This window comes from Microvirga sesbaniae, assembly GCF_025460805.1.
Taxonomy (GTDB): Bacteria; Pseudomonadota; Alphaproteobacteria; order Rhizobiales; family Beijerinckiaceae; genus Microvirga; species Microvirga sesbaniae.
Genome location: NZ_JAMXFJ010000021.1, coordinates 39,665 through 63,193, shown reverse-complemented (window position 1 = coordinate 63,193; position 23,529 = coordinate 39,665). Strand labels below are relative to the sequence as shown.

Sequence of the window (23,529 nt, the reverse complement as noted above, 5' to 3'; positions counted from 1 at the left end):
TCGCCGCCGCGAGGCGCCTCATGTCCCGCTATGCACCACCCAGAATCTGAGCATCGGATCCGGAACGGCATGTGCCCTCCGGATCCGATGCTCCCGCAGCCGAACCTCGGATCATGTCTGACACGGACGATCAGGACAGCAAGACAGAAGCGCCTTCCGACAAGAAGATTCGGGACGCCGTCGAGAAAGGGAACATCCCGTTCTCGAGAGAAGCTCCCATGTTCGCTTCGCTTGTCGGGATCCTGCTCGTTCTGGCGTTTGCGACCCGCAGCACGACGAAGAGCCTGACGGAGAAGCTCTCGCTCTTCGTCAATCGCCCGCAGGACTTTCGCCTCGACTCGGGTTCGGACGCGACCACACTGATACAGGCGGTCGCCCTCGAGGTCGGTCGGTTCCTCATTCCGGCGATCATCATCCTGGCGGCGTGCAGCCTCGCCGCATCGATATTGCAGAACGTCCCGTCCATCGTCTCCGAGCGGATCAGACCGCAGTGGAACAGAATCTCGCCCATGAGCGGCTGGAAGCGGATCTTCGGCCGCCAGGGTTTAGTAGAATTTTCAAAGTCATTGTTCAAGTTCGCAACAATGACGCTCGTCAGCCTCCTGCTTCTGAAGTCGGAGCAATACAAGGTTTTGAATGCCATGCTCACCGATCCCTCCCTTCTTCCGGAGCTGATGTTGACCATGGCAATGCGTCTTGTCTCGGCCATCGCCATCGCGACGATCGTCCTTGTTGCCGCCGACCTGCTCTGGGCTCGGTTCAAGTGGCACAGCGATCTGAAGATGACCAAGCAGGAGGTCAAGGAAGAGTATAAGCAGATGGAGGGCGATCCGATGGTCAAGGCACGGATGCGCTCCCTGGCGCAGGACCGAAGCCGCAAGCGGATGCTGGCAGCCGTGCCAAAGGCGACGTTCGTGATCGCCAATCCGACCCATTTCGCGATTGCCATGCGATACGAACGCAGCGAAGCCAGCGCCCCGATCGTCGTCGCAAAGGGCAAGGACCTCATCGCCTTGAAAATCCGCGAGATTGCCGAGAAAAGCGGCATCCCGGTCATCGAAGACAAGCCTCTGGCAAGGTCCATGTACGATCATGTCGAAGTCGACCGGATGATTCCTCCCGACTTCTACAAGGCCGTCGCCCAGATTCTATTCTACATCCTCACGAGGTCCAAATGAGAAGCCTTCGCACCGTCGAAGTTGCGGCTCCGCTGAGAGAGCATTGGGATATTCAAGCCTTCGAGGAGGTGCTGGCGTGCAATATCAAGGACGTCATTGCCGATTTCTGTCTGACGGACGCGGAGATCATCCGTTTCTATGCCGACAATCAACTGCACGGCAACATGGACGAGATGGTGACGTCATCCGCCGAACTCTACTTCAAGGGCGAGACACTGTCCTACGGCTATGTCGCCCATGTCAGCACCGGACGGGAAGATTCATGCCATGTCGCTCTCGACATGGAGTTCGTGCATGACTCGGTCACTGTCTTCTTCAAGCTCATTTTCGGCAACTACGACATCGGAGTCCAGATCAGCGAAGTGCTTCTGGATGCGGCGATCTGCCAAGCGGACTTCGATCCATCATCCTTCGAGAGGATCCTCTCGTCCGCCCGCCTGAGACCCTTGCCGGCCCGGTTCCGGTCCTCCTATTGTCCTGCCGGCTCGGTGCGCCATTGACCGTAGCTGGTCCCGGTGCGATGCATCGCACGATTCTGACGACGACTGTTCTCATGACCGTGGCAGGCACGATCTCGGCCTGCAACGGCACAGGCGCCGCGTATGTCCACGGCCCTTGGGGCCCGGCGCGTGGCCGCACGACCTATCCGGAATATTCTGCGCCCTGGAGCGGACAGCCCGTCGGGCCGGCTTTCTATGTCGTCTCTGCGCCTGCTGTGACTTCACTCGAGACCCCCGAAATCGATGTCGTCCGCCCGACAAGATCTCAAGACCTTCGCCTTGAAGTCGACATGGGCCCTCCTGCGCCGGCCGCTCCCCCCCTGGATCCGTCCGCCGGCTCTGTTCCGCCAGAGCCGGCGATGGTCGCGCCGAGCCAGGCTCCTGCCGTGACCGGTCCGGCTGTTGCCAGTTCTTCCTCAAGCCCGCCGGGTGTTTTCACGGCCCCGCAGCGCGCCTCGTCTTACGCAGGATCGTGGAGGGCCAGTGTCGGGGAGACCTCCTGCAAGGTGCAGTTGTCGAGCGTTCCATCCCTGGATCTGTTTAAGGCATCGACGCAAGGCTGCGCCCACGAGGGCATGCGACACATCAATGGTTGGAGTTTCCGCGACAACCAGGTGATCCTCTTCTCGCGCGGACAACCGGTTGCCCGGTTGTCGGGAGCCGAGGCCGCACTTGCCGGAACCTTGAACGGAAGCGGTTCCGAAGTTCGAATGACGCGTTGAGTGCCGGCGCGGACCCAGTAGGCCGCGTCAGTGACCCGAAGGGCCGCGCAAACGAAAACCGGGCCCACTTTTCACGAGCGTGACCCGCTTTCGTCCGCACGATGCGTCGGAGGGTCTCGTCCAGGTGATTGTCGGTCTCGGGCCCGGTCTCCTGTGACGGGATGCCGCGATAAGAGAGTCTCGGCGCCTCATCCGTCCGAGGCGGTCTGACCGGGGCTCAGGCCAGGAGCATCCGCACAGAAGGATCGGGCTCCGGGTGTCCATTGGCCGAATCCGGTTGCCACCATGTTGGTGATCACCCGGCATACGTAGCGCTTTTGAGCCGGATCGTTGTTGGGCCCGGCATGATAGCGCGCGACCGCCATCGTCCATGTTTCGTGCCGTGCCTTGAGCTCACGCAGAAAGCGCGCGGCATACTCGACGTTGCTGCGCGGGTTCAGCATGCTTTCCAGAGACGGGAAGTTCTCACGGTGGTAGAGGTGATTGATCTGCATGCAGCCAAGATCGATGAGCCGCGCCCCGCCCCGGCTGGCTTCCTCGAAGCGTTGCATCGCCTCGACCGCGGTGTTCGAGAAGACAGCCTTTCCTTCCACGTTCATGGCATAAGGTTGCAGGCTGCCACGCCGCCCCGTCTCGGTGAGGCCGACGGAGTAGAGCATGCCCAATGGTACCCCGTACTTGGACGCGGCTCGCATCATCTCCCGCTCACACTGACCGGACGGAGACTGTGCCAGGGCCGGCAGGACGGCACACGGACTAAAGATAGATCCCGCCAGTGCCGCCGCCGCCAGGATTCGACGCGTCCTTGCCGTCCTTGGAGAGGTCTCGCCTGCCGCTGTCATGGCGGTTGTCCTGGTGACGGGGAGAGTTGCCCTGACCGGCTCCCCCGCCTTGGTCGAAGGAGTGCCCCTGTGTCTGATTGCCTTGAGGAGGACGTTGGAACGAGGCACGGTCATGGGAAGACGCTTCAGTGGATTGAATGGTGATCGCGTCAGGGCGGTAGCCGGACGCTCGCAGGAGATTCGACAGCTTCTCCGCATCATGGCGCAGAAGGTCCGCAGTATCGTCGTTCTGGGCCCGGATCTCCATCTCGATGCCGTCGCCGGCAAGCCGCATCCTGATCGTCACCAAGCCGAGCTCAGCCGGCTTCAGCTGAAGATCCAGGACCCGCAGAACGCCCGCGGAGGCTCTCGCCGTGGCGACCCGGTTCAGTCCGCTCTGCTGGAAGGTTGGTGCCTGGGGCTCCGACAGGCTCTCGACGTCATCGACGATGGATTTGGCGAGATGCTGAAGCGTCGAAGGCGGGAGAGACGTGGCATCGGCCTTCAAGCTTCCGATGGATTGCTGCTTCGGCAACTCGGGACGATCGGGAGCTCGATCGAGGGATACGCGTTTGGCGACGTCCTTCTCCTGCTCTTTGGAGGCCTCCAAAACGCCGGTCAGCCCGCTCGAAGCTTGGGCGGATCCGGCCTTGGCATCCGGGTGCTGGATTGCCGCCGCCGTCCCCTTGGGCTTCCCGATCAGCGGGGCGCCAGTGGCGAGATCCGGCTCTTCGCGATGCGCTGCGGCTTCCGTCTCGAGCGAGGTATCGATCAGTCCCTCGACGATGGGTTTGAAATGGGTTTCCTGGTTCTGAACGGAGACAGCGAGCTTTGGCGCGGATCCCGCGGTTGCCGAGGCTAATTCGCCGGCCTCCTGTGGAAGCATCGCGGGATAGGAGGATGCAGACGATGCACCTGGATGTCCTGCGTCGGGATTGCCTCCCGCGGCTGTTCCCGCCAATATCCGAGGAAGGATGCTCTCGAGAACCGACAACACCGGGCTTACGGACTGAAGGACGGGCGCGCCCGTCGCGTTGTCGCTGGTCGCCACCTCAGGAAGGAGCGCCTGCAGCGGATCGGCTCCGGCATTCACCTCGGAATCGGCCTTGTCCGGCTCGCTGTTCGAGAGCCCCGTCTCGTCGGAGATCACCAGTCCCTCCCGCGGAGGGCGTCCAGAGAACCCGTCCAGGAGTGAGGCGAAATCGGATGTTTGAGCGGTTCCGGCGCCGTCCTGAGCGTCCATGCCGGTGGTTGCATTGCGCGACTGCGCGTCCACAAGCCTGGGTGTTGCCGGCGATAATAGGTCTAATCGGCTCATGGGCTCGTACACGCCTAATTCTTGATCAGTCGGTCGACGCGACTCAAGGCGTCACGCGCCTTGGATAGCGCCTGAAGCTTTTCCAGCCCTTGCGCGGAATCAGCACCCGCCCGCGATCCTTCGACGGTGAGCGTAGCCTGGATCGGCTTCTCGGCTCCTCCCTGGACGGATCGGATTTCGGGTATCCTGCGTATCTCGGCAGCCATCGCGAGGGCGGATTTCAGCAGGTCGATGTCGCTCTCGGCCAGGAGAGACTGATCAAGGCCATGAAGATCATTGACGGCCCCATCAATGGCTTGTGGTGACGTGATCAGCGATGCCGCCCGGTAGAGCTTCGCCCTCGCAGCGCTGACCCTGTCCGAGCCTGCCAGTTCCTGTGCCTTGTCCGCCATCATCCGGGCCGAGGTCGTGAAACCCTGCTCGATGGACGATCGCGCCGCCAAAAGATAAAGATCGCGCCGTGCGTCAGGTTCGAGCTCCGACATCATCGCCACCGCGCCTTCGAACCGGGAGGCTTCCTTTCCGAAATCGACCCGCGTGAGCGCGGAAGCCAGACGCTGCCGGAAATTGCCGGCATAGATCGAATGCCGGTAGCGCCGCAGATAGTCGGTCGCGAGCGACTGGAACTTCACCATGTTGTTCGTCTGACTTGCCACGAAGACTTGTCTGCGCAGGGCCGCCTCCTCAAGGAGCGTGCCGGGGGCCTGAAGCCGAACGAAATCCAGGAGCTCGTCGGATTTCGCAACGTTCTTCCGAACCATGAGCGCTGCCTGTACGAGTGCGAGCTGCGCCCCGAGGGTGGGCGGAAGGGATTGAGGGTCCAGAGACGCGAGCGAGTTCTGCGCGGTCTCCTCCCTGCCCTCGACATAGGCGAGCGCACCTTCAATCAACGGTCTGTCGTTCTCCGTGATCGTCGCGGAGCCCAGATCCAGGAGCTTTCTCAGGATGCCGGGATTTCCGCCACTCAGGACAAAAGACACCGCCGCTCGGACGTTCTTGCCCGACTGCCAGGTTTCGGGCTCCAGATTCATGAACCTGTCGTCGAGAATAGCGAGCAGACCACGCTGCCCGAGATGAGCCTCCGTGGAGCCGATCGCGATCTGATCCTGCATCAGGTGCAGCGTTCGCACGAGCTGCACCGGACTGGGAACCGTCGAGGACGGCGCACTCTGCTCGACTGTCGCGTCTGATGGGGCCGCATTCTCACCCATTGCCGCATCGGCTGCGAAGAGCCAAGAGATCGCAAGGAGGGGCAGTGAAAGACGTTTCAACGGGATCACTCCTGTAGAAGGATCTCGACGCGACGGTTCTGATCCGCATTCGGATTGTTCGGAATTTTTGGGTCCCGATCCGCATGCCCCTCGACCCGCACGATCCTGCTCTCGCTCAATCCACCTCGAACGAGCATGTACAGCGCCATCTGAGCCCGCGCCTGGGACAGCCGCCAGTTGTCGTAGTTGGCAGACTTGAACGGGCGGGCATCCGTGTGACCGCGAATCACGATTTTGCCCGGGCGGGACTGCAGGATCCTGGCGATCTCGGCCATGGCCCGCACAACCTTTGCATGCGGCTCGGCCGAGCCGACAGCAAACATCGTGAAGTCGAAGTCGTCGGTCAGGCTGATCAGAGTTCCCGCGCCGGTCCGGCGGACCTCGATGTGCGGCTGCGGGGTCGTGTCCTTCGCGGGTTGAACGGCCTTGAGGATCTCTCGTTTCAGTTCAGCAGCCTTCAGGTCCGCGGCCGTTGCCGCATTGGCATCGTTGTCGGAGACCTGAGTTCCCGGGTCGGGAGCGGCCCCGTTCGCCTGCATGTCCCTGCCCTCGTTCGATGCCGACGGCTTGGTGGCAGTCCTGGAATCCGGCCGGGCACCCGTGGCGGGCTTCTGGCTCAGGGCCGCAACCGCATCCATGACCGCCTTCGACGGAGCCGGCGCTGCGGTTCCTGGCTTCGAGGGCGTATCGGTCTTCAGCTCGTCAACGGGAGCCACCTGCCAGTAGAGCGGGTCGAAAGGATCTCTGAAAGCCTCGCCGGCCTTGAGGCCCGGCACATCACTCTCGCCCGGGGTGACGTCCGCGCCCAGCGTGTCATGGGGGGTCGCTTCGACCTCGTCGGCAATCCTGGCCAGAACGGCATAGGGATCCTGGAAGAGCGCTCCCTCCTTGAAGCGGGGCTTTCGCAGCTGGTGCGACTTTCCGCCCGTTCCTTCGCCGCTTCCCTTCTCCTTGCCATCCTTGGTGTTGTCCGTTTCGTTGTCGGGCGGCACGTTCTGTGGATCGTCGAGCCCCTTCTTGTTCGGAGTCGACTGGGCCAGTTGGACCGGATTGAAGTAGTTGGCGACGCCGCTTCGCGTCTCCTCATCCGTCAGGCTGATCAGCCACATCACGAGGAAGAATGCCATCATGGCCGTCATGAAGTCCGCGTGAGCGATCTTCCAGGCGCCTCCCTTGACGACATCCTCGCCGTCATCGCTCCGACGGACGATGACGATCTCCTGCTTATCTGAATTCGCCATCGGTCATCAGCTCTCTAACGTCTGGGCCAGGCGCACGGACCAGGAATTCAACTGGGTTTGGACGGATGTATCCTGGATGCTCGCGCTGACCTCGATCCGGTCGCTCGGAACGAACGCGATGGAGCTCCCATGGCCTTCGAGATGCGGCTTCATGGCCGAAAGGAGATCGTCCGGCCCCGAAATCGTCAAAAGGTTCTCACCCCGCCTCGAGAGCAAGGTTGCGAGCACATCGCTGAACTCGGCGAGGGTCTGTCGGCGATAGGCCTCCGACACGAAGGGCCTGAGGATATTGGCAACCCGCTCCGAGACGCTCAAGGCGATATGGTCGAGGGCCTCTGAAATCTGAGCCGATAGTCGCTGAGCCTGCTCCTCCGCCCACACGGCGCGCTGGGTGTCGATATCCTCCGCATGGCGGGCGCGCTCGGCCGCGACGGCATCCTCGAGCGCCCTGCGGGCGGTCTCCCGCTCTTCGGCTCTGACCCTTGCCTCGACCGACCTCACCAGGTCCGCCTGCCGGTCCGCAGCGGGCTGCTTCGGCTCGGGAACCGGTTCAGGCGCGGCCTTAGCAGCCCGCAAGAGGCCGATGCCCGAAGCATCGCCGGCAGTCGGATTTGAGAAATCCGCCAGGAGGCTGGCTAGCGTTCCGGCCATTACGCAGCCTCCCGCCCGAGCCATTGTTTGAGAACGGCTGCGGCCTGCTCCTCGCTGAGCTCGATGATCTGCTCGAGCTTGCGCTGCGGAGTCCGCGGCATCTCGATCAGATTCTGCTCATCGAGATCGGATGCAATCTGCAGGGCGGTCTCCTTGCTCGCCTCGAGAGCCTCCTCCGCCTCTGCCGCGGCGAGTGCCGCCGCCTGCTCCCGCTGGAGCTCGAGTTCGGCCTGGTGACGAGCCATGAGCATGCGAACGGCCGGGCGCAGTCCGAACCAGATCATCATGGCGCACAGAGCCAGGATGGTCAGTGCGTTGACGACCGTCCCGAACTGACGCATGAGGATTTCTGCAACCGACGGACCAGGAACGGGCTGAAGCATCCCGCTGTCGTCGACAAAGCTGACGGCGGCAACCTTGATCTGATCGCCGCGGGGTTTGCTGAACCCTGCCGCAGAAGACACGAGCTGCTCGATCTCGGCAACCTTGGCGTCCATTTCGGCCGGCGTCGCGTTCTCGCCGAGCAGCGACGCGATCCGGGACCTGTTGACCAGGACGGCCACGGACAGGTTCTTGATCTGGTATCCGTCGCTGATCGTCTGGATCGTCTTCGAGGAGATCTCGTAGTTCGTCAGCTCTTCGCGGCGCTGGTTGTCCTCGCTCGAGCTGTCGCCCGATTCGCCCCTGACATTCTCATCGGGAAGATTCTGCTGAACGGTGGTCGGCTTCTGGCCGCTTTTGTTCTGGGAAACCTCCGTCTCCTTGATGGTCCGGGTGGAGCGCTCGACCTTGGATTCCGGATTGAAGATCGTCTCATTGGTGCTGACCTTGTCCGTGCTCAGGCGCGCAGCCACGCTGACTTCGAAGTTGCCGGTCCCGAGATAGGGCGCCAGGGTGCGACGCACGTTGTCCTGGATCTCCAGACCGACGCTCTTCTCGAGGCGGGCCATCTTGCCGGTCGATGCATTGGCTGCATCGTCTCCGGACATCAGAAGAGTCCCCTCCGTGTTCATGACGGTGACCTTGTCGACGGCCATGCCCGGGATGGCGGCGGCGACGAGATGCCTGATCGCCTGAGCCGACGAGGCGTCATCCGCCGGTACGGTCCGGATGACGACAGAGGCCGAAGGCGGCTGCTGCTCGCGGCGGAACGAGCCACGATCCGGCAGAACGATATGAACCCGCGCGGCCTTGATACCCTTCATGCCCTGGATCGTGCGGGCGAGCTCGCCTTCAAGGGCTCGGACTTTGGTGACCTCCTGCATGAAGGAGGTCAGCCCGAGCGAGCCGAGGTCGTTGAAGAGCTCATACCCGGATTTGGTGCTGTGCGGCAGCCCTTTCTCGGCCAGCAGCATCCGAGCCTGCGCCGTATTGCCGTAGCTGACGAGGAGAGCCGTTCCATCGGCGCTGACGTCGAAGGGGATGCCGGCATCCTTCAGAACGGCACCCATGCGGCCGACGTCCTCACGGTCCAGACCCGTGTAGAGCGTCTCTTGGGCGGGCCGGCTGAGGTAATAGGTGCCGATGCCCACCGACAGGAAAACCGCGAGACCGATCGCGGCCAACGCAGCCAGGCGACGTGCGCCCAGCAGCATTAAACTACTCCATAATCTTTCGGCGTGTTGACGACCAGGCATAGAGGATCTCGGTACTGGTAAGAGGTGTCGAGATCACTTGTGCTTCGTCAACCTTGTGCGAAGGTTGCCAGCCCTCCCTCGCAGCCCGGATTTGTGCCCACCGTGGGCAGGAGTCGGTCAGAAATAGGAGCGCACCAAGCCGCTCACCAGGATGTTCCAGCCGTCGATGAGGACGAAGAACAGGATTTTGAACGGCAGAGCCAGAACCGTCGGCGGCATCATCATCATGCCCATCGACATGACCAGTGTGGCGACGATCATGTCGATCACGAGAAACGGCAATGCGATCAGGAAGCCGATCTCGAAACCGCGCCGGAGCTCGGAGATCATGAAGGCAGGAATGAGAATGCGGAGGTCTATCTTCTCACCCTCGGCGGGCTTCGGATAATTGACAGCGGCCAGATCACTGAACATCTGGAGATCCTTGGGCCGCACATGGGTCAGCATGAAATCGCGGAACGGCTCTGTCGTCTTGGTGAATGCCTCCGCTTCCGAGATGCGGTTTTCCGTCAAAGGTCTGACCCCGTCGTTCCAGGCGCGGTCGAAGGTCGGTCCCATGACGAAGAAGGTCATGAAGAGCGACAGGCTGATCAGGAACAGGTTGGCCGGTGTGCTCTGGAGGCCCAGACCCGAGCGCAGGAACGAGAAGGCGACCACAAATCGGGTGAAGCTGGTCACCATGATCAGCAGGCCGGGCGCTAGGGACAGGACGGTCAAGAGCACGACGAGCTGAATGATTCGGCCGCTGACAGCGCCGTCTCCGGGAGGAAGAAGCGCGTCCAGACCTGCGATCTGGGCGTGGGCGCTCGTTGCCGCCAAGAGGAACGTTACGGCGAATGGGAAGCGACGGAGCATCACAATGTCTTTCATCAAATCAGGGGGCAGCCGCCCTAGAACGGGCGAGGCAGCAATGCCGATAAACTACTGGACGATCAATGTTTCGAGCACCAGTTCCCGGATTGCTCCCTTCGAACGCAGCCTGGCGCGCTCGTTGAGGTCTTCACGCAGATGGAGAAGACCGCTGGGGCCCTGGATCTGAGCCAATGACATCGTGCGGATATAGGACAACATGTCTTGCCTTGCCTCGGCGACAAGCACATCGGGGTTCTGGTCGCCCCCCGGCTGGTAGACGATAGACGCCTCGATCCGGACCCAGTCGGTCTCCGAACCGGTGAGATTGGTGACGACCGGAGCCAGCTTCTTGACAGCGATGTTCCCCGTGTAGGGGCTGACGACTTCCGCCTTGTGCGGCAGGGCCTTGTATTTTTCCTCGACCTGCTTTTCGATGCCGGACACCATCACCAGACCGAATCCACCACCGATGGCAGCCGACAGAAGCGTCAGGAGGCCGAGCGTCAGGAGCCATCGGAGCGATCCTTCCTTGCTCGGTGCGCTTCCGGACGGCGCTGGAAGTTCTAGGGCCTTGGCCATTCTTCTCTCGTCTTGATGAACTATCTAGAAAGGCGCCACGACATCGTAGATCTGCTGTCCATAGGCGGGCTGCTGGACCTCCATCAGGCGTCCGCGGCCGCCATAGGACACCCGAGCCTCGGCGATCTTGTCGTAGCTGATCGTATTCTTCGGCGAGATGTCCCGCGGGCGCACGATGCCGGCGATGTTCAGGATGCGGAGCTCGTAGTTGACGCGCACTTCCTGAGAGCCACTGATCACGACATTTCCGTTCGGCAGGACCTCGTTGACGACGGCAGCGACGGATAGGCGCAGCTTCTCCGACCGGTCGATCGTGCCCTGCCCGTTCGATGACGATGAGGAGTCGACGCCGAAATCGCCGGTCCCGTCCGCGTTCCACCCCTTGAACGAAAAGGCGTAATCGAGCCCGGCGCTGATCGAGGACTTCCTCGATCGATCGCTCGCATTGTCGAACTCGGCCTTGTCGTCGATTTGAATGTTCACCGTGACGATATCGCCGACCTGTCTGGCTCGCGGACTCGTAAAGAGATCGGCGCTGGCATTGCTCCAGGTCGAGTTCGCCGCAGACCTGCCGCCGGCCTTGAACAGGTGGGGAAGCGGCTCACGGTCGACCGCGATGCCGGAGCCGACCGGAGTCATAACCGGCTCACGTCCAATTTCCTCGGGCCTCGTTGCGCAGGCGCCGAGGAAACACAGGCCGACAATCAGGATGACGTGTTTCAATTCTGCCTCACGGTGTTCTTGTCCCGCTTCGGGGCATCGGTGATGACATTCGCCAGTTGAGCCGCCCGTCCCGGTTCCATTTCGTTCAGGACCGCGCTTGCCACCCGCGGGTTGAGCTTGGCGATGACGGCCGCAGCGATCTCTTCGTCCATATTGGTGAGCTGCAATGCTGCTGCATCGGGGCGCATGCGCGAATAGATCAGGACGATGGTCTCGTCGGCCTTTTCTAGAACCTCGTTACGGCGTCGGAGCCACTCTTCGTATTCGGCGCGCTTGGACTCAAGAACCTTGATGCGGCTCTCGATCTCCTTCTCCATGTCGGCGAGCGCCTGTTTCTGAAGCGTGAAGCGGGCATCTGACGCGGCATCGGCAATGCTGGCGCAGTATTGGTTGCTCTTAGCATCCGTCTTCACGTCCTGCGCCCAGGCACCTTGGTATGACGCCGCCCCGGCGAGCACGCAAGCGGCGAGCGCCATCGGCTGAAAGGTCTTGATGATCGTCGGTTTGGTCATTGGATCACCAGTTCTGCTTGAAGTGCCCCGGCGGTCTTGACCGCTTGGAGAATGGCAATGACATCGGAGGGTTTGAGACCCATTTGATTCAGACCTTTGACGAGGGTCTGCAGATCCGCTCCCCGAACGATGGCAAGGGGCACCCTCTCCTCCGCGGCCGTGATCTGGGTGCGAGGCACGACGACGGTTTGGCCCATGGAGAACGGGTCCGGCTGCGATACCTCCGGGGTTTCCGTCACCCGGATCGTCAAAGCGCCATGCGTGATCGCTACCGTGGAGATCTGGACGTTCTTTCCGATCACGACCGTGCCGGTCCGTTGGTCCACTACGATCCGGGCCGGCGTGTCCGGTCTGATCTCGAGATCCCCCAGTTCGGCGATGAATCGTGTCGCTGCGACATTTTTCGGCTTCTGCAGAACGACCGTCCGGAAGTCGCGCGGGGACGCGACGCGAGCCCCATAACGCTGCTGGGCGTATTGGTTGATGGCATCGGTGATGAGGGTTGCGGTCTTGTAGTCCGGGTTCTTGAGTTCGAAGGCCAGCGGTCCGGACGTGTTGAATCCGCCCTGGACTTCCCGCTCGATCAGCGCGCCGTTCGGGATGCGCCCAGCGGTCGCCACCCCCGAGGTGAGCGTCTCCGCTTGGCCCTGTGCGGAGAACCCGGATACCGCGATGGCTCCCTGTGCGACGGCATAGACCTGTCCGTCTCCGCCCTGGAGGGCGGTGAGCATCAAGGTTCCGCCCTTCAGAGACGTGGCATCCCCCATGGATGTGACCGTCACATCGATGCGGGATCCCGCGCCGACGAACGGAGGGAGATCGGCCGTGACGATGACGGCCGCGACGTTACGGGTCCGCAAGTTGATGTCGCGGACGTTGACGCCCATCCGGTCCAGCATCGATTGCAGCGATTGCTCGGTGAACTGGGAGTTGCGAAGCGTATCACCGGTACCTTGGAGACCCATCACGAGGCCATAGCCAATCAACTGGTTGTCGCGCACACCCTGAACGGCCGCCACGTCCTTGATGCGCGTCGCAGCGTGGCTCTGGAAGGAAAGGAGAACGGCAAGCAGGAAGAGAATCGAGCGAAGCATCATCAAAATCCGATTCGGACCCGGCCATCGGGCTGGACTCGGCCGGTGATGATCCGGCCGCTATCGACGTTCTTGACCTGGATCGTCTCTCCCAGCGTTCCGGATTGCAGCGGGATCCCGGTTCCCATGATCGACAGACCGCCCTCTTCGAACACGATCTGGGTTTGAACGCCCCGCGCCACGAGCTTGGGATCGTCGACTGCATTCATGGGAATGGGCTCCCCGGGGAGAAGAGTCCGGCGGGCCATCTTACCTGCGAGGACCCGGGGAGACTCGATGACGGCCGTCCGGTAGCGGTAGTTCTCAGGAAACGTCCGATCCTTGAGCATCGACTCGGTGATCGTGTCACCGGCATAGATCGTGATGGACGGCACCGGGAGAATACGCTCTTCAGCCGAGGCAGCCCGAGCGCCCGCCGAAGCCAGGGCGGCTACCGAAAGTGCAATGTGGAAGAGATGCTTCATGAGAGGTTCACCCGGCTGCCCGTCTTAGCGGATTCCCTTGGAAACCGTTCCGGCCATGTCGTCGGCAGCCTGGATCACCTTCGAATTCATTTCGAAGGCGCGCTGGGCCGAGATCAGGTTCGTGATTTCCTTGATGGGATCGACGTTGGAAGCCTCGAGGTAGCCCTGATGGATCTTGCCGAACCCCGGATCCGACGGGATGCCGACCGCCGGGGCGCCGGACGCGATGGTCTCGCGATAGTAATTGCTGCCGATCGGCTCCAGGCCGGCGTCGTTTGCGAAATTCGCAAGCGTCAGCTGACCGAGATTCTGCGGCTGAGCCTGTCCGTCGATCTTGGCGAAGACTTCGCCGGACTCGTTGATGGTGACGTCGAGCGTGTTCGCGGGAATGATGATCGGCGGGTTGAGCGTGTAGCCGTCGAGCGTGACGAGTTGCCCATCGCCGTTCTTGTTGAAGGATCCCGCTCGGGTGTAGACGATTTCGCCACTGGGAGCATTGACCTGGAACCAGCCGCGACCGTTGAGGGCGAGATCGAACTGGTTCGACGTATTCGTCAGCGATCCCTGCCGGTGCAGGTTACGGATGGCTGCGGTCTTCACGCCGAGGCCCAGCATGGCTCCCTCCGGCACCGGGCTTGATCCTGCCTGGTTCGGGATGGCCTGGGATCGCTCGGTTTGATAGAGCAGATCGGTGAATTCGGCCCGGGCCCCTTTGAAGGCCGTGGTGTTCACGTTCGAGATGTTGTTTGCAATGACTTCGACATTCAGCTGCTGTGCATTCATGCCGGTTGCGGCGATTGCGAGCGCTCTCATTTGAATCTCCTTAGATCGCCATCCGGGCAATTTCTTGGTAGGCCGCAACCACCTTGTCGCGGATGGCGATGGCCGTCTGAAGGGTCTGCTCGGCCGACATGACCGCTTCGACGACCTGCTGCACCGAGGCTTTGCCTTGGATCCCGGCAATGGAAGCGGCCTCGCCGGCCTTCATGGTGTCGACCGCCGAGGTCGCCACTTGCGCCATCGTTTCGCTGAAGCTTGCCTGGGATGCGCCGGACACCGCTCCCGCGGCCGGGGGCGCACCGAATGTGGGGATCGCAGCGACCGCCGCTGGACGGTCGATCATTGAGGAGATGGAGGAAACTGCACTGACCATATCAGCCTCTCATGAGATCGATTGTTGCAGAGATCATGGCTCTGGCCTGCTTCATCATCTGCAGGTTCGCCTGATAGGACCGATTGGCCTCCCTCATGTCCGCCATCTCGATCAGCATGTTGACGTTGGGCTTTTTGACCATGCCGTTCTCATCAGCGGCTGGGTTGCCTGGATCGTACTCGACCGGGAACGCGGACTCGTCCTGCCCCACGTCCTTGACGGTGACCGAGGCTGCTCCGAGGGTGCGGTCGAGCTCGGACTTGAAGGTGATCGTCTTGCGGGTATAGGGATCCGACCCCGGCGTCCGGCCGGTGGATTGCGCGTTCGCGATGTTCTCGGAGATCACGCGGAGGCGAGCAGACTGCGCTTCCAGACCCGAGCTCGATAATTTGCCGGATGCAACCAGGGGATCGATCATTACGAAGTCCTCACGCTCGACATCAGCATTCGGTGGAATGACTTGACGATGCTTGTGTTCAGTGAATGCTGCCGATTGACCTCACCGGACTTGATGAGTTCCTGCTCCAGGCTGACGGAGTTCTTGGAATACACCGTGTCCCAGCTGTCGGCCTTCTTGACTTTGCTGGCTTCGGCCTTGGAAGGAGTGAAGCCGATATGGCCGGTGTTCGTTGCAGCCATCGCCAGTTTGGTTTTATCCAGAACATCCGCGAACGGCTCGACATCCCTAGCGCGGTAGCCGGGAGTGTTGGCGTTGGCAACGTTTCCGGAAATGGTCGTTTGGCGGGCGGCTAGCCACTGGGCCTGTCGCGATGCCAAGTCGAACAGATAGACAGGTGCCGTCACAGAGGTCTCCAGGCAAGTATGGTAAAGAGGCATTTAACCTTCCAACCTTGCATGAGGCTGACCTGCCGGCGTGAGGCTCGTTCTATGTGCCTATGGTTTCAGCACGGATGCCGACCTTGGCTTTTCAAGGTGTGCGGGAGCCGAGGTGATAGGCGCTTAAAGCTATATCATTACCATAAGAATGTGTGCTTCTGTTGGCGATGGAGCGACAATGTCGCAAGGGCTGCCCGTATTTTTTCGATTGCTGAATATACGGCATTTGTGTCATCGCACCGATGACTTTCATTGCCGAACGGGCATATCACTATTACTAGTCACGGCGCTTCTGCGCCGCTAGACTTCGTTCCTGCATGCAACGCAGCACATGGGTTGGGGGGTAATGACTCATACTTCTGCGTTAACAAACGGACTCGATGCGCGATCAGGTCGAGAGGTGCGGCCGGTTGCGGATGCTGAGCGCGTGCTGAATTCGATTCGCGACTTTGCCCTGATCACGCTGGACGCGATAGGGAATATCGTATCGTGGAACCAGGGTGCCGAACATATCTATGGCTGGGCTTCCCCTGAGGCGCTGGGTCGACACTTCTCGATATTGTATCCATCCGATGCCGTCAGCCGAGACAAGGCGCTCGAGGGCCTCCGGCTTGCCAAGAAACTCGGCCATTATGGAGATCAGGCTCGCTGCACGACCAAGAGAGGTGGCCATCTCCTTTGCAGGATAACCATCGATGCTGTCGAGGACCGATCCGGGACGATATGTAACTATGTCCTGACATCTCGTGACGTCAGCCGCTTCATGGCTGCTGAGGCCGCTCTGAGAACGCAGGAGGAGCGATACAGAGCCCTGATCGAGGCGAGCGCAGCCGTGGTCTGGCGGGCATCACCCAATGGTTCGATCATCGACGGAGCCTTAGGATGGGGAACTCCCGACAGCCAATTCCTGAACGACCTCACTGATTTCGCCTGGCTGGAGAACGTCCACCCCGAGGATCGCGCACGCGTCACATCGGCTTGGCTGGAGACGCTTGCGTCCGAGGAAGCCGGCACGATCGAGTACCGTATTGGTCAGTCGAATGGCGAGTATCGCTGGGTTCTGACGAGAGCCGTTCCCCTTCGGGATCCCGATGGTGTCGTGCAGGAATGGGTTGGTACGGTCGCGGATATTCACGAACAAAGGGCCGCCGCCGAGCGACTTCGTCAAAGCGAGGAGCAGTATCGGGCTCTGATCGAAGCGAGTGCCGCTATCGTCTGGCGGGCAACGACGGACGGTTTGATCACGAAGGTCTGGGGCTGGGAAGCCTTCAGCGGTCAAGCCAAGGGAGATTACACCGGCTACGGATTCCTGGAGGCCGTCCATCCGGATGATCGGGAGAAACTGCAAAGCCAATGGCAATCGGTTCGGACATCAGACGAACCTCGCATCTTCGAGTACCGTGTTCGACATTCCGATGGATTGTATCGATGGGTGCTGATGAGAGCCGTCCCGCTCCTGAACGAGGATGGGCATGTCGTCGAGTGGGTGGGCACGGTGACCGACATCCACGACCAGCGGCTTGCGGAAATGAAGCTTCGCAGCAGCGAGGAACGCTTGCGGTTGGCCATCGAAACGACCGCGCTCGGCATCTGGGACCAGGACCTTGTCACGGGCCGGCGCCAATGGACACCGGAGGCCTGCCAGATCTTGGGCTTGGCGCCCGATGCAGACATCACTCGCGACGTTGTTCTCGGCTGCGTCCACCCGGACGACCGACTGCATATGGACATGACCTTCTATGGCAGCGGGCCTGACACCAGCTTGACCTATAGCGGCACCTTCCGGGTCATTCGTGCGGATACGGGGATCGAACGCTGGGTGACGGCCATCGGTCGCACAATGGTCGACGAGAATGGCCGGCCTGTCCGCAAGATCGGCACGATCCAGGACATCACGGAGCGCAAGCTCGCGGAGAATGCCCTGCGGTCCAGCGAGGAGCGACTGCGAACGAGAGAGGCTCACCTGAGATCCATTCTTGAGACCGTTCCAGATGCGATGATCGTCGCCGATGAGAGCGGCATCATTCGCTCCTTCAGTGCCACGGCCGTACGCATGTTCGGCTACCATCCGGAGGAAGTCATCGGAACAAGTGTCAAGTTTCTGATGCCCCTTCCCTACAGGGAGCAGCATGACGGTTACATCCGTCGGTACCGCGATACGGGAGAACGCCGCATCATCGGGAGCGGCCGCGTCGCCGTGGCTCAGCGAAAGGACGGCTCGACCTTTCCCATGGAAGTTCAGGTTGGCGAGATGGAAGCCGACGGTGAACGCTTTTTCACGGCCTTCATCCGTGACCTGACCGAGCGCCAGAGGACCGAGACACGGATGCAGGAGCTGCAATCCGAGCTTGCCTATATGTCCCGTTTCACGGCATTGGGCGAAATGGGCTCAACGCTGGCCCATGAAATCAATCAACCTCTGACCGCCATCACCAGCTATCTCAAAGGCTGCGGGATGATCCTGAGTAACATCGAGGGCGACAAGGTTGCCCTTGTTCGGCATGCCGTGAATGAGGCTGCCGAAGAGGCCTTGCGCGCGGGCGAGGTCATCCGCCAGTTGCGCGAGTTCGTCGCTCGGGGAGGAAGTGAGCACCAGATCGAAGGTTTGCAGCGACTTGTCGAGGAAGCCAGCGCCTTGGCTTTGGTGGGAGCCAAGGAGAAGGAGATCAAGGTCGAGTTCGATTTCCCGTCCGAGAACCCACTGGTCTTCGTGAACCGTGTCCAGATCCAGCAGGTTCTGCTCAATCTCATCCGGAACGCCATTGAAGCGATGCAGGACGTGAGCCTGCGCGAGCTGACGATCAGGGCGAGAGCCATGCCTTCCGAGGCTCTCGTTCAAATCAGCGTCCAGGACTCCGGGTCCGGTATTGCACCGGAGATCTTGAAGAACCTGTTCAAGCCGTTTACGACCACGAAACAGAGTGGCATGGGGGTCGGCCTCTCGATCAGCCGGACGATCGTCGAGTCACACGGGGGCAAGATCTGGGCGGAATCGACACCCGGCGAGGGAACAACCTTCCATTTCACTCTTAGAACTGTCGACAAGGAGGACATGGCCAGTGTCGAACACGCCGATCGTGTATGTGGTGGATGATGACGTTGGAGTTCGAAAAGCTCTTTCGTTTCTGCTGGTATCGGCTGGCCTGAACGTTCGTCTTTACGACTCCGCGAAATCATTTCTCGACGAGGTTCAAGATCCAGGCAGATGCTGTATCGTTACAGATGTTCGCATGCCTGGCATCGATGGTCTGGAGTTCATCCGGCGCCTCCACTCTCGCGGGCTTAATGTTCCGGTCGTCGTCATGACGGGTCATGCCGACATCCCTCTTGCAGTCGAAGCAATGAAAGCAGGTGCGATCGACTTCCTCGAGAAGCCCTTCCGGGAAGACCGGTTTCTGGAGGTCGTGCGCTTCGCCCTGGTATGCGACGAGAAGAGCGTCCGTAAGAACCAGGAACTCCTTCGGACGCAGGCGCGCCTGCAATCGCTGTCGCAACGGGAGCGCCAGGTGCTCGACGGCCTCGTTGCCGGGAAAGCCAACAAGATGATCGCCCATGAGCTGAACATCAGCATCCGCACCGTGGAGATCCACCGTTCCAACGTGATGTCGAAGATGGAAGCGAAAAGCCTCTCCGAGTTGATCCGCATGGCGCTGTTTCTCGAGGTCGCAACCGGGAACTAGACACCCGCGTCGGGGCGGACAGGGCAAGCGTCCATCGAGATCCTGGAACCAACACGGCAAAGACTCTCTCGTCATTGCCCGTTCTTCAGCCAGGCTCAGAATGATCGCTCTCCCCACAGCGATTACGCTCATCAAGGTTTCACGATAAGGCTTTGGTATCTGCATGCCCGACGTTACACGCATTCTGCCGGTTCATCGTGATCAGCCTGAAGACGGTTCAGCGAGTCCCGGCGACGATATCCAGGTCGTTGCAAATCATAATCGCTGGTCCCGCGCCGTCTATGAATTCAAAGATGTTTCCAACGATGCGTGGTGCGAGCTCAACTTCGAGGTCTCTTGGCATCAGGAGGAAAAGAGTCGGGCCGTTCAGGATTTCGCAGCCGTTGGAATAGACTTCCTGACCGACGATGGGTCGAGCATCGAGTTCGCCTATGTTCCAGGACTATCAAGAAGCCAGATCGATCCTCACAGCTATTACATGGCGGGGCCCGCGTTCTACGATCGGTCCACCGTGCATTCCCGTAAAGCGCTCGTTGAATTTCGTTTCTTCATCCCAGCCCCGGCAAAGCGTCTGACCGTCACGATACGCAGTTGGCGCAACTCGCATCCGTTTACGATCCGCAACCTTCGGATCGACCAAGCGACTCGGTCGGCACCAGGCGAACAGGGAACTCAGAACGACCCTCCTGTCGACGGCTCGACCGTACCCGCCTCACGTCGAACATGGTGGGGCCTCAGCACGACGCCGCGCTGGCAAAGATATGGAACCGTTCCAGGACACCCGCTCTTCGTGCGTGGGCAGCTCGTCAACCACGGCCCGGAAGGTGACGGCGCTCTGGCGCGTGTTGTTTTCCGGGATGCACGGGGCACTGAGTTGAAGCCTCCCTATGAGGGAGTGTCATCATCTCCCGTCATGGATGCCTTCATCGATATCCCGGTCCATCGGCAGACGAGGCGCTTTACGCTTGAACTCAACCCTCCTGCCGGAGCGGCGTCGGTCGAACTCGGCTTCCAGGCTAGACGGGAGGAGGCTGCGATCAGCCTCGTAACCCCTCTTGAGGTCACAGCCGGTGAGGATCTTCTGCTTGAGACGATTCTCGGGGAAGACAGGTTCGATCCGCTCGACTTCCTCGAGGAGGTGCGCAACCGGCTTGGAGGGCTCCATGGCCCGGCGGCCCTCAAGGCACCTGTGAGTCCGATCGACTGGTTCGTCGATGCCGATCGCCCGGGCTCGCCGATGACTTTTCACGATCGTCTCAAGGCTGTGCAGCACGGCGAAGAGCCGACGATCATCGACAATCGCCTCACCCTCGCGGGTCAGGAGCCGTGGCCTATCCCCGACGCTTTCGAATGGGACGAGGATCCCTATCGATCTTCATCTTGGCGCCTGGAGTTCCAATCACTTTCGTGGCTCCTCGATCTGGCCGGGAGTCCGGCTGCGGGTGGACCGAGACGGGCGGTGGATCTCGCTCTTGCGTGGATACAGTCAAATCCCTGGGGCCAATCGCGGGACCCGTTGAGCACCTATCCCCTCTCGATGGCCACCCGGGCCGAGGTATTCTTGCGCTTGGTCGCATTGGTTCCAGAACCCGGCCGCCGCAAAGGCGACCGGCGGCGGGATATTCTCCGCGCAGAAACCCTGAGATATGGCTTCGCCCTTTCGGAGATCCTCAGTCAGAACATCTTCTCGCCATCGGACATTCAGTTGCGCACAGCCTGTGCATTGCTGGCCATCGTTGATGCGGCGCCCCTGTTCCCGATGGCTTCATACTGGCATACCGTCGCGCTTTCCCAACTCCGCAGTGGCTTTGACCTGCTGATCAACCCTGATGGATCATCGATCGAGCGGTCGTTTCATAACCGGCTCGAAATCCTGTCTGCCGGACTGCTTCTGGTCGAGAATCTAAGAGTCATTCCGGAAGCCACGGAATTCCGGGACAGCCTCGAAGCTCGGCTGACGCGTGGCCTTACAACCATCGTTGGCATCACGGACCCGGCCGGCATGCTGCCCCCCGTGGGCGAAACTCCTCGGGGATACCACCATGCGTCCTGGCTGCGTCGACTGATTTCCAAGCACGGCCGATCTCTGCTCTCGGACCCGCAATTAGCAGCGGAGCTGTCCTACCCGCTGGGCCCACGGATCTTTGCCGCGGAGGCGGACGGCGTGGTCGTCTTCAGAAACTACGAACACAAGCCACACTGGAGCTATCTTTGCGCATCCTTCGGTGAACAACGCCACGAGAATGGTCACTTCGATTGCTCGTCCTTTGTCTATGCAGCGCGCGGGGTACAATGGATCACGGACCCGGGCGGCTCAAGTCACAATCAGCCAGGTCCAACACGCCACTACCTCACATCACCGGGCGCTCACAACATCGCGATTCTGGAAGGCTGCAACCCGTCCTCAGGACATGGTTGGGTCAAGTCCAGAGCAACCTTCAACGACGTGAAAGTCATCCAACTCGGCACGAATGTTTTCGGACCAAGGTTCGAGCATACCCGAACCATCATGTGCCTGGATAATCTTGATGCAGTCGCCATCTTCGACCGCTTCCTCGGCTCGGCGGACAGCCTGTCGTTTGAGGGACACTTTCACTTTGCGGAAGGAATCGCCGTTGCGCTCGCGAACGCAGATCTTGCGATCGGCTTTCGCGACAGGAGCCGGCTGCGCATGATCCCGCACGGAATCGCAGGTCAGTACAGTGGAATGAGGATCCAGAATGGCTGCAACGATCATCCTGGCTCCCTGCAAGGTTTTCTTTCGCATCCATCGGGAGGCCTTCAACCCGCCAATGCCCTCACTTACAGGTTCTCCGGCTCCGGTGAGGTCTGCGGAGGGATGATCCTTACGAACAACGAGCAGGGGCTTCGTCGCATGCTGGACCTGTTGGCGCAGCAAGACGTCCGCAGCCTGCTGGGGTGACTCTTCCGGCATGAGGCCATCCGATACTGCTTTATCGTCCCAGCCGCCGAATACAATGGACCGACCTCCGATGCCGGCCTTAGAACATCGGACGTGAAAAGTGGAACCCGGTTGGGGTCGGATCCGGTGGGGCTCGGTTTTCCAGACGATCGAGATCACCGGGACGAGCCCGGTGATGACGGGGAGAGGGTCACGAGTGTGGCCCGCCTTCGTCCACACGACGCTCTAATCGAAGAGTGCGTCGATCGCATCCTGTGATGTCACGCCCTTGTCAGTCGCAAGTGCGGGACCGTTCAGGAGAGCTGCCTCTCCCTTGCGGCTCGAGTCATCGATGGTTTCGACATCCTTGAAGCTTTCGAGGCCACCCCAGATATCAATCATGTGATGGACACGCTCTTCAACGAACCGCATCGCATTCACGACCTTGCTGATGCGTTGCCCGGTTATGTCCTGGAAATTGCAAGCCTCGAAGATACTGATGACATGATCCAAGATCTCACGAGCGATCTCCTGGTCACTGCCGCTCAAGCGCGATGACAGGTTGCTGGACAGATCGTCGATCTTCTCGGCGGCCGCGAGGATCGAGTTGGTTGCCGTCTCGGTGCCGAGAACGATCGCACCGAGTTCGTCCGTCACCCGGGTGATCTCTTGGCCTTGCGCGCCGGCATAGCGAAGGGTGGCAATTTCCCTCTTGGTCCGGTTGATGGCCTCATAAATGGAGTCCAGCTCCACCTTCAGGCGAAGTGCCTCCTGCATGTCCCGCCGATGCTCCTCAAGCAGCGAGGCGGAGATGTCGCGTGCCGGAACGATCGACTCCCTGATCGTGCCGAGCAAGCTCATAATTTCGGAATGCCGCTCCTGCGCCCCCTCGTCGTGAGGGAGCACGCCCATGCTCGCTTCGATACGATAGCTCTTCTGTAGCTTCATGACCTTGCTCATGATCACTTATCCGCTGAACACAGCGCTGATCTTCGTCCGCAGCGTATCGGCGTTGAACGGCTTGACGATATAATTGTTGACGCCCGCCTTCTTCGCAGCGACGACGTTCTCGGTCTTCGCCTCGGCGGTGACCATGATAAACGGCAAGGAGCTTAGCTCAGCATCGGACCGAACCTGCTGAAGCAATTCGTAACCCGTCATAGGAGCCATGTTCCAATCCGAGATGACGAGCCCGTACTTCTTGGCCCTCAGCTTCTCGAGAGCAGCCTGCCCGTCGGAGGCATCATCCACATCGTTGAAACCGATCTGCTTGAGAAGGTTCCGGAGAATCCTGACCATTGTCTGGTAATCGTCAACGACAAGGACAGGAGTAGAAAGGTCGAGACTCACGGTATCAAATCCTCAGAATGCGCGGACGCCCGATAGGCTCCTGG

The 23,529-nt window shown here is 60.7% G+C and carries 23 protein-coding genes; 5 read left to right on the top strand and 18 right to left on the bottom strand.

Going from position 1 to position 23,529, the window contains the following annotated elements:
* The first annotated feature begins 113 nt into the window (after positions 1-113).
* Together flhB and OCW50_RS23235 are read left to right on the top strand one after the other, a co-directional pair.
* Positions 114-1,178 (top strand): flagellar biosynthesis protein FlhB, encoded by a 1,065-nt coding sequence (flhB, locus tag OCW50_RS23240; RefSeq protein WP_262268012.1) that lies wholly within the window; start codon positions 114-116, stop codon positions 1,176-1,178.
* Positions 1,175-1,678 carry a BspJ family T4SS effector nucleomodulin gene (locus OCW50_RS23235; protein ID WP_262268013.1) on the top strand — a complete coding sequence of 168 codons (504 nt, stop codon included), beginning with the start codon at positions 1,175-1,177 and terminating at the stop codon, positions 1,676-1,678. The genes flhB and OCW50_RS23235 overlap by 4 nt, the downstream gene beginning before the upstream one ends.
* 910 nt (positions 1,679-2,588) lie before the next feature.
* On the opposite strand, the gene OCW50_RS23230 is transcribed toward OCW50_RS23235, so the two are convergent.
* The 16 genes from OCW50_RS23230 to flgB form a co-directional block, all read right to left on the bottom strand.
* Positions 2,589-3,095: a transglycosylase SLT domain-containing protein gene (locus tag OCW50_RS23230; RefSeq protein ID WP_373371495.1), complete on the bottom strand. Its 507-nt coding sequence runs from the start codon at positions 3,093-3,095 to the stop codon at positions 2,589-2,591.
* Positions 3,096-3,156: 61 nt separating this feature from the next.
* On the bottom strand, positions 3,157-4,464 hold the full coding sequence (gene fliK / locus OCW50_RS23225; protein ID WP_262299135.1) for a flagellar hook-length control protein FliK: 1,308 nt from the start codon (positions 4,462-4,464) through the stop codon (positions 3,157-3,159).
* 89 nt (positions 4,465-4,553) lie between these two features.
* Positions 4,554-5,810 (bottom strand): MotC family chemotaxis protein, encoded by a 1,257-nt coding sequence (locus OCW50_RS23220; RefSeq protein WP_262299134.1) that lies wholly within the window; start codon positions 5,808-5,810, stop codon positions 4,554-4,556.
* 5 nt (positions 5,811-5,815) lie between these two features.
* A complete protein-coding gene (locus OCW50_RS23215; protein WP_262299133.1) occupies positions 5,816-7,051 on the bottom strand; it encodes a MotB family protein in 1,236 nt (411 codons plus the stop codon).
* Between the two features lie 6 nt (positions 7,052-7,057).
* On the bottom strand, positions 7,058-7,702 hold the full coding sequence (locus tag OCW50_RS23210) for a hypothetical protein (RefSeq protein WP_262299132.1): 645 nt from the start codon (positions 7,700-7,702) through the stop codon (positions 7,058-7,060).
* Complete coding sequence (fliF, locus tag OCW50_RS23205; RefSeq protein ID WP_262299131.1) at positions 7,702-9,339, bottom strand: flagellar basal-body MS-ring/collar protein FliF; 1,638 nt, start codon at positions 9,337-9,339, stop codon at positions 7,702-7,704. Before fliF ends, OCW50_RS23210 begins: the two co-directional genes overlap by 1 nt.
* A gap of 117 nt (positions 9,340-9,456) precedes the next feature.
* Entirely contained in the window at positions 9,457-10,194 is a 738-nt protein-coding gene (gene fliP, locus OCW50_RS23200) for a flagellar type III secretion system pore protein FliP (RefSeq protein WP_262268020.1), read from the bottom strand.
* Between the two features lie 66 nt (positions 10,195-10,260).
* The gene (locus OCW50_RS23195; protein ID WP_262299130.1) at positions 10,261-10,770 is read right to left on the bottom strand and encodes a flagellar basal body-associated FliL family protein; all 510 of its coding nucleotides are present in this window, start codon (positions 10,768-10,770) and stop codon (positions 10,261-10,263) included.
* 24 nt (positions 10,771-10,794) lie between these two features.
* Positions 10,795-11,493: a flagellar basal body L-ring protein FlgH gene (gene flgH / locus OCW50_RS23190; RefSeq protein WP_262268022.1), complete on the bottom strand. Its 699-nt coding sequence runs from the start codon at positions 11,491-11,493 to the stop codon at positions 10,795-10,797.
* Positions 11,490-11,969, bottom strand: coding sequence for a MotE family protein (locus OCW50_RS23185; RefSeq protein WP_262299129.1), 480 nt, complete (start codon positions 11,967-11,969; stop codon positions 11,490-11,492). The genes flgH and OCW50_RS23185 overlap by 4 nt, the downstream gene beginning before the upstream one ends.
* 32 nt (positions 11,970-12,001) lie before the next feature.
* On the bottom strand, positions 12,002-13,102 hold the full coding sequence (gene flgI, locus OCW50_RS23180) for a flagellar basal body P-ring protein FlgI (protein ID WP_373371493.1): 1,101 nt from the start codon (positions 13,100-13,102) through the stop codon (positions 12,002-12,004).
* Positions 13,102-13,563, bottom strand: coding sequence for a flagellar basal body P-ring formation chaperone FlgA (gene flgA, locus OCW50_RS23175; protein WP_262299128.1), 462 nt, complete (start codon positions 13,561-13,563; stop codon positions 13,102-13,104). The genes flgI and flgA overlap by 1 nt, the downstream gene beginning before the upstream one ends.
* 24 nt (positions 13,564-13,587) lie before the next feature.
* Positions 13,588-14,376, bottom strand: coding sequence for a flagellar basal-body rod protein FlgG (gene flgG / locus OCW50_RS23170; RefSeq protein WP_262299127.1), 789 nt, complete (start codon positions 14,374-14,376; stop codon positions 13,588-13,590).
* Positions 14,377-14,386: 10 nt separating this feature from the next.
* Positions 14,387-14,716, bottom strand: a complete 330-nt coding sequence (gene fliE / locus OCW50_RS23165) for a flagellar hook-basal body complex protein FliE (protein WP_173950050.1) — start codon at positions 14,714-14,716, stop codon at positions 14,387-14,389.
* 1 nt (position 14,717) lies between these two features.
* Entirely contained in the window at positions 14,718-15,134 is a 417-nt protein-coding gene (gene flgC / locus OCW50_RS23160; protein WP_262299126.1) for a flagellar basal body rod protein FlgC, read from the bottom strand.
* Complete coding sequence (gene flgB, locus OCW50_RS23155) at positions 15,134-15,520, bottom strand: flagellar basal body rod protein FlgB (RefSeq protein ID WP_262268028.1); 387 nt, start codon at positions 15,518-15,520, stop codon at positions 15,134-15,136. The genes flgC and flgB overlap by 1 nt, the downstream gene beginning before the upstream one ends.
* A 379-nt stretch (positions 15,521-15,899) precedes the next feature.
* Between flgB and OCW50_RS33245 the strand changes: the two genes are divergently transcribed.
* The 3 genes from OCW50_RS33245 (at position 15,900) to OCW50_RS23135 (ending at position 22,156) form a co-directional block, all read left to right on the top strand.
* Entirely contained in the window at positions 15,900-18,647 is a 2,748-nt protein-coding gene (locus tag OCW50_RS33245) for a PAS domain-containing sensor histidine kinase (RefSeq protein WP_315974465.1), read from the top strand.
* Positions 18,613-19,233, top strand: a complete 621-nt coding sequence (gene fixJ / locus OCW50_RS23140; RefSeq protein ID WP_262268030.1) for a response regulator FixJ — start codon at positions 18,613-18,615, stop codon at positions 19,231-19,233. The genes OCW50_RS33245 and fixJ overlap by 35 nt, the downstream gene beginning before the upstream one ends.
* A 163-nt stretch (positions 19,234-19,396) precedes the next feature.
* A complete protein-coding gene (locus OCW50_RS23135; protein WP_262299125.1) occupies positions 19,397-22,156 on the top strand; it encodes a heparinase II/III domain-containing protein in 2,760 nt (919 codons plus the stop codon).
* Positions 22,157-22,381: 225 nt separating this feature from the next.
* Here the strand turns inward: OCW50_RS23135 and OCW50_RS23130 are convergent, their stop codons facing one another.
* Both OCW50_RS23130 and OCW50_RS23125 read right to left on the bottom strand, forming a co-directional pair.
* Complete coding sequence (locus tag OCW50_RS23130; RefSeq protein ID WP_262268032.1) at positions 22,382-23,095, bottom strand: protein phosphatase CheZ; 714 nt, start codon at positions 23,093-23,095, stop codon at positions 22,382-22,384.
* A 6-nt stretch (positions 23,096-23,101) separates the two neighbouring features.
* The gene (locus OCW50_RS23125) at positions 23,102-23,485 is read right to left on the bottom strand and encodes a response regulator (protein WP_262268033.1); all 384 of its coding nucleotides are present in this window, start codon (positions 23,483-23,485) and stop codon (positions 23,102-23,104) included.
* Positions 23,486-23,529 lie beyond the last annotated feature (44 nt).

Coding starts and splice junctions, on each gene's coding strand:
- flgG (WP_262299127.1), bottom strand. CDS start 14,376: ATGAGAGCGCTCGCAATCGCCGCAACCGGCATGAATGCACAGCAGCTG.
- fliP (WP_262268020.1), bottom strand. CDS start 10,194: ATGCTCCGTCGCTTCCCATTCGCCGTAACGTTCCTCTTGGCGGCAACG.
- flgC (WP_262299126.1), bottom strand. CDS start 15,134: ATGATCGATCCCCTGGTTGCATCCGGCAAATTATCGAGCTCGGGTCTG.
- OCW50_RS23210 (WP_262299132.1), bottom strand. CDS start 7,702: ATGGCCGGAACGCTAGCCAGCCTCCTGGCGGATTTCTCAAATCCGACT.
- OCW50_RS33245 (WP_315974465.1), top strand. CDS start 15,900: ATGACTCATACTTCTGCGTTAACAAACGGACTCGATGCGCGATCAGGT.
- flgI (WP_373371493.1), bottom strand. CDS start 13,102: ATGATGCTTCGCTCGATTCTCTTCCTGCTTGCCGTTCTCCTTTCCTTC.
- OCW50_RS23215 (WP_262299133.1), bottom strand. CDS start 7,051: ATGGCGAATTCAGATAAGCAGGAGATCGTCATCGTCCGTCGGAGCGAT.
- OCW50_RS23235 (WP_262268013.1), top strand. CDS start 1,175: ATGAGAAGCCTTCGCACCGTCGAAGTTGCGGCTCCGCTGAGAGAGCAT.
- fliF (WP_262299131.1), bottom strand. CDS start 9,339: ATGCCTGGTCGTCAACACGCCGAAAGATTATGGAGTAGTTTAATGCTG.
- OCW50_RS23130 (WP_262268032.1), bottom strand. CDS start 23,095: ATGAGCAAGGTCATGAAGCTACAGAAGAGCTATCGTATCGAAGCGAGC.
- flgA (WP_262299128.1), bottom strand. CDS start 13,563: ATGAAGCATCTCTTCCACATTGCACTTTCGGTAGCCGCCCTGGCTTCG.
- OCW50_RS23195 (WP_262299130.1), bottom strand. CDS start 10,770: ATGGCCAAGGCCCTAGAACTTCCAGCGCCGTCCGGAAGCGCACCGAGC.
- fliK (WP_262299135.1), bottom strand. CDS start 4,464: ATGGACGCTCAGGACGGCGCCGGAACCGCTCAAACATCCGATTTCGCC.
- OCW50_RS23135 (WP_262299125.1), top strand. CDS start 19,397: ATGCCCGACGTTACACGCATTCTGCCGGTTCATCGTGATCAGCCTGAA.
- fliE (WP_173950050.1), bottom strand. CDS start 14,716: ATGGTCAGTGCAGTTTCCTCCATCTCCTCAATGATCGACCGTCCAGCG.
- flhB (WP_262268012.1), top strand. CDS start 114: ATGTCTGACACGGACGATCAGGACAGCAAGACAGAAGCGCCTTCCGAC.
- OCW50_RS23185 (WP_262299129.1), bottom strand. CDS start 11,969: ATGGCGCTCGCCGCTTGCGTGCTCGCCGGGGCGGCGTCATACCAAGGT.
- OCW50_RS23230 (WP_373371495.1), bottom strand. CDS start 3,095: ATGCGAGCCGCGTCCAAGTACGGGGTACCATTGGGCATGCTCTACTCC.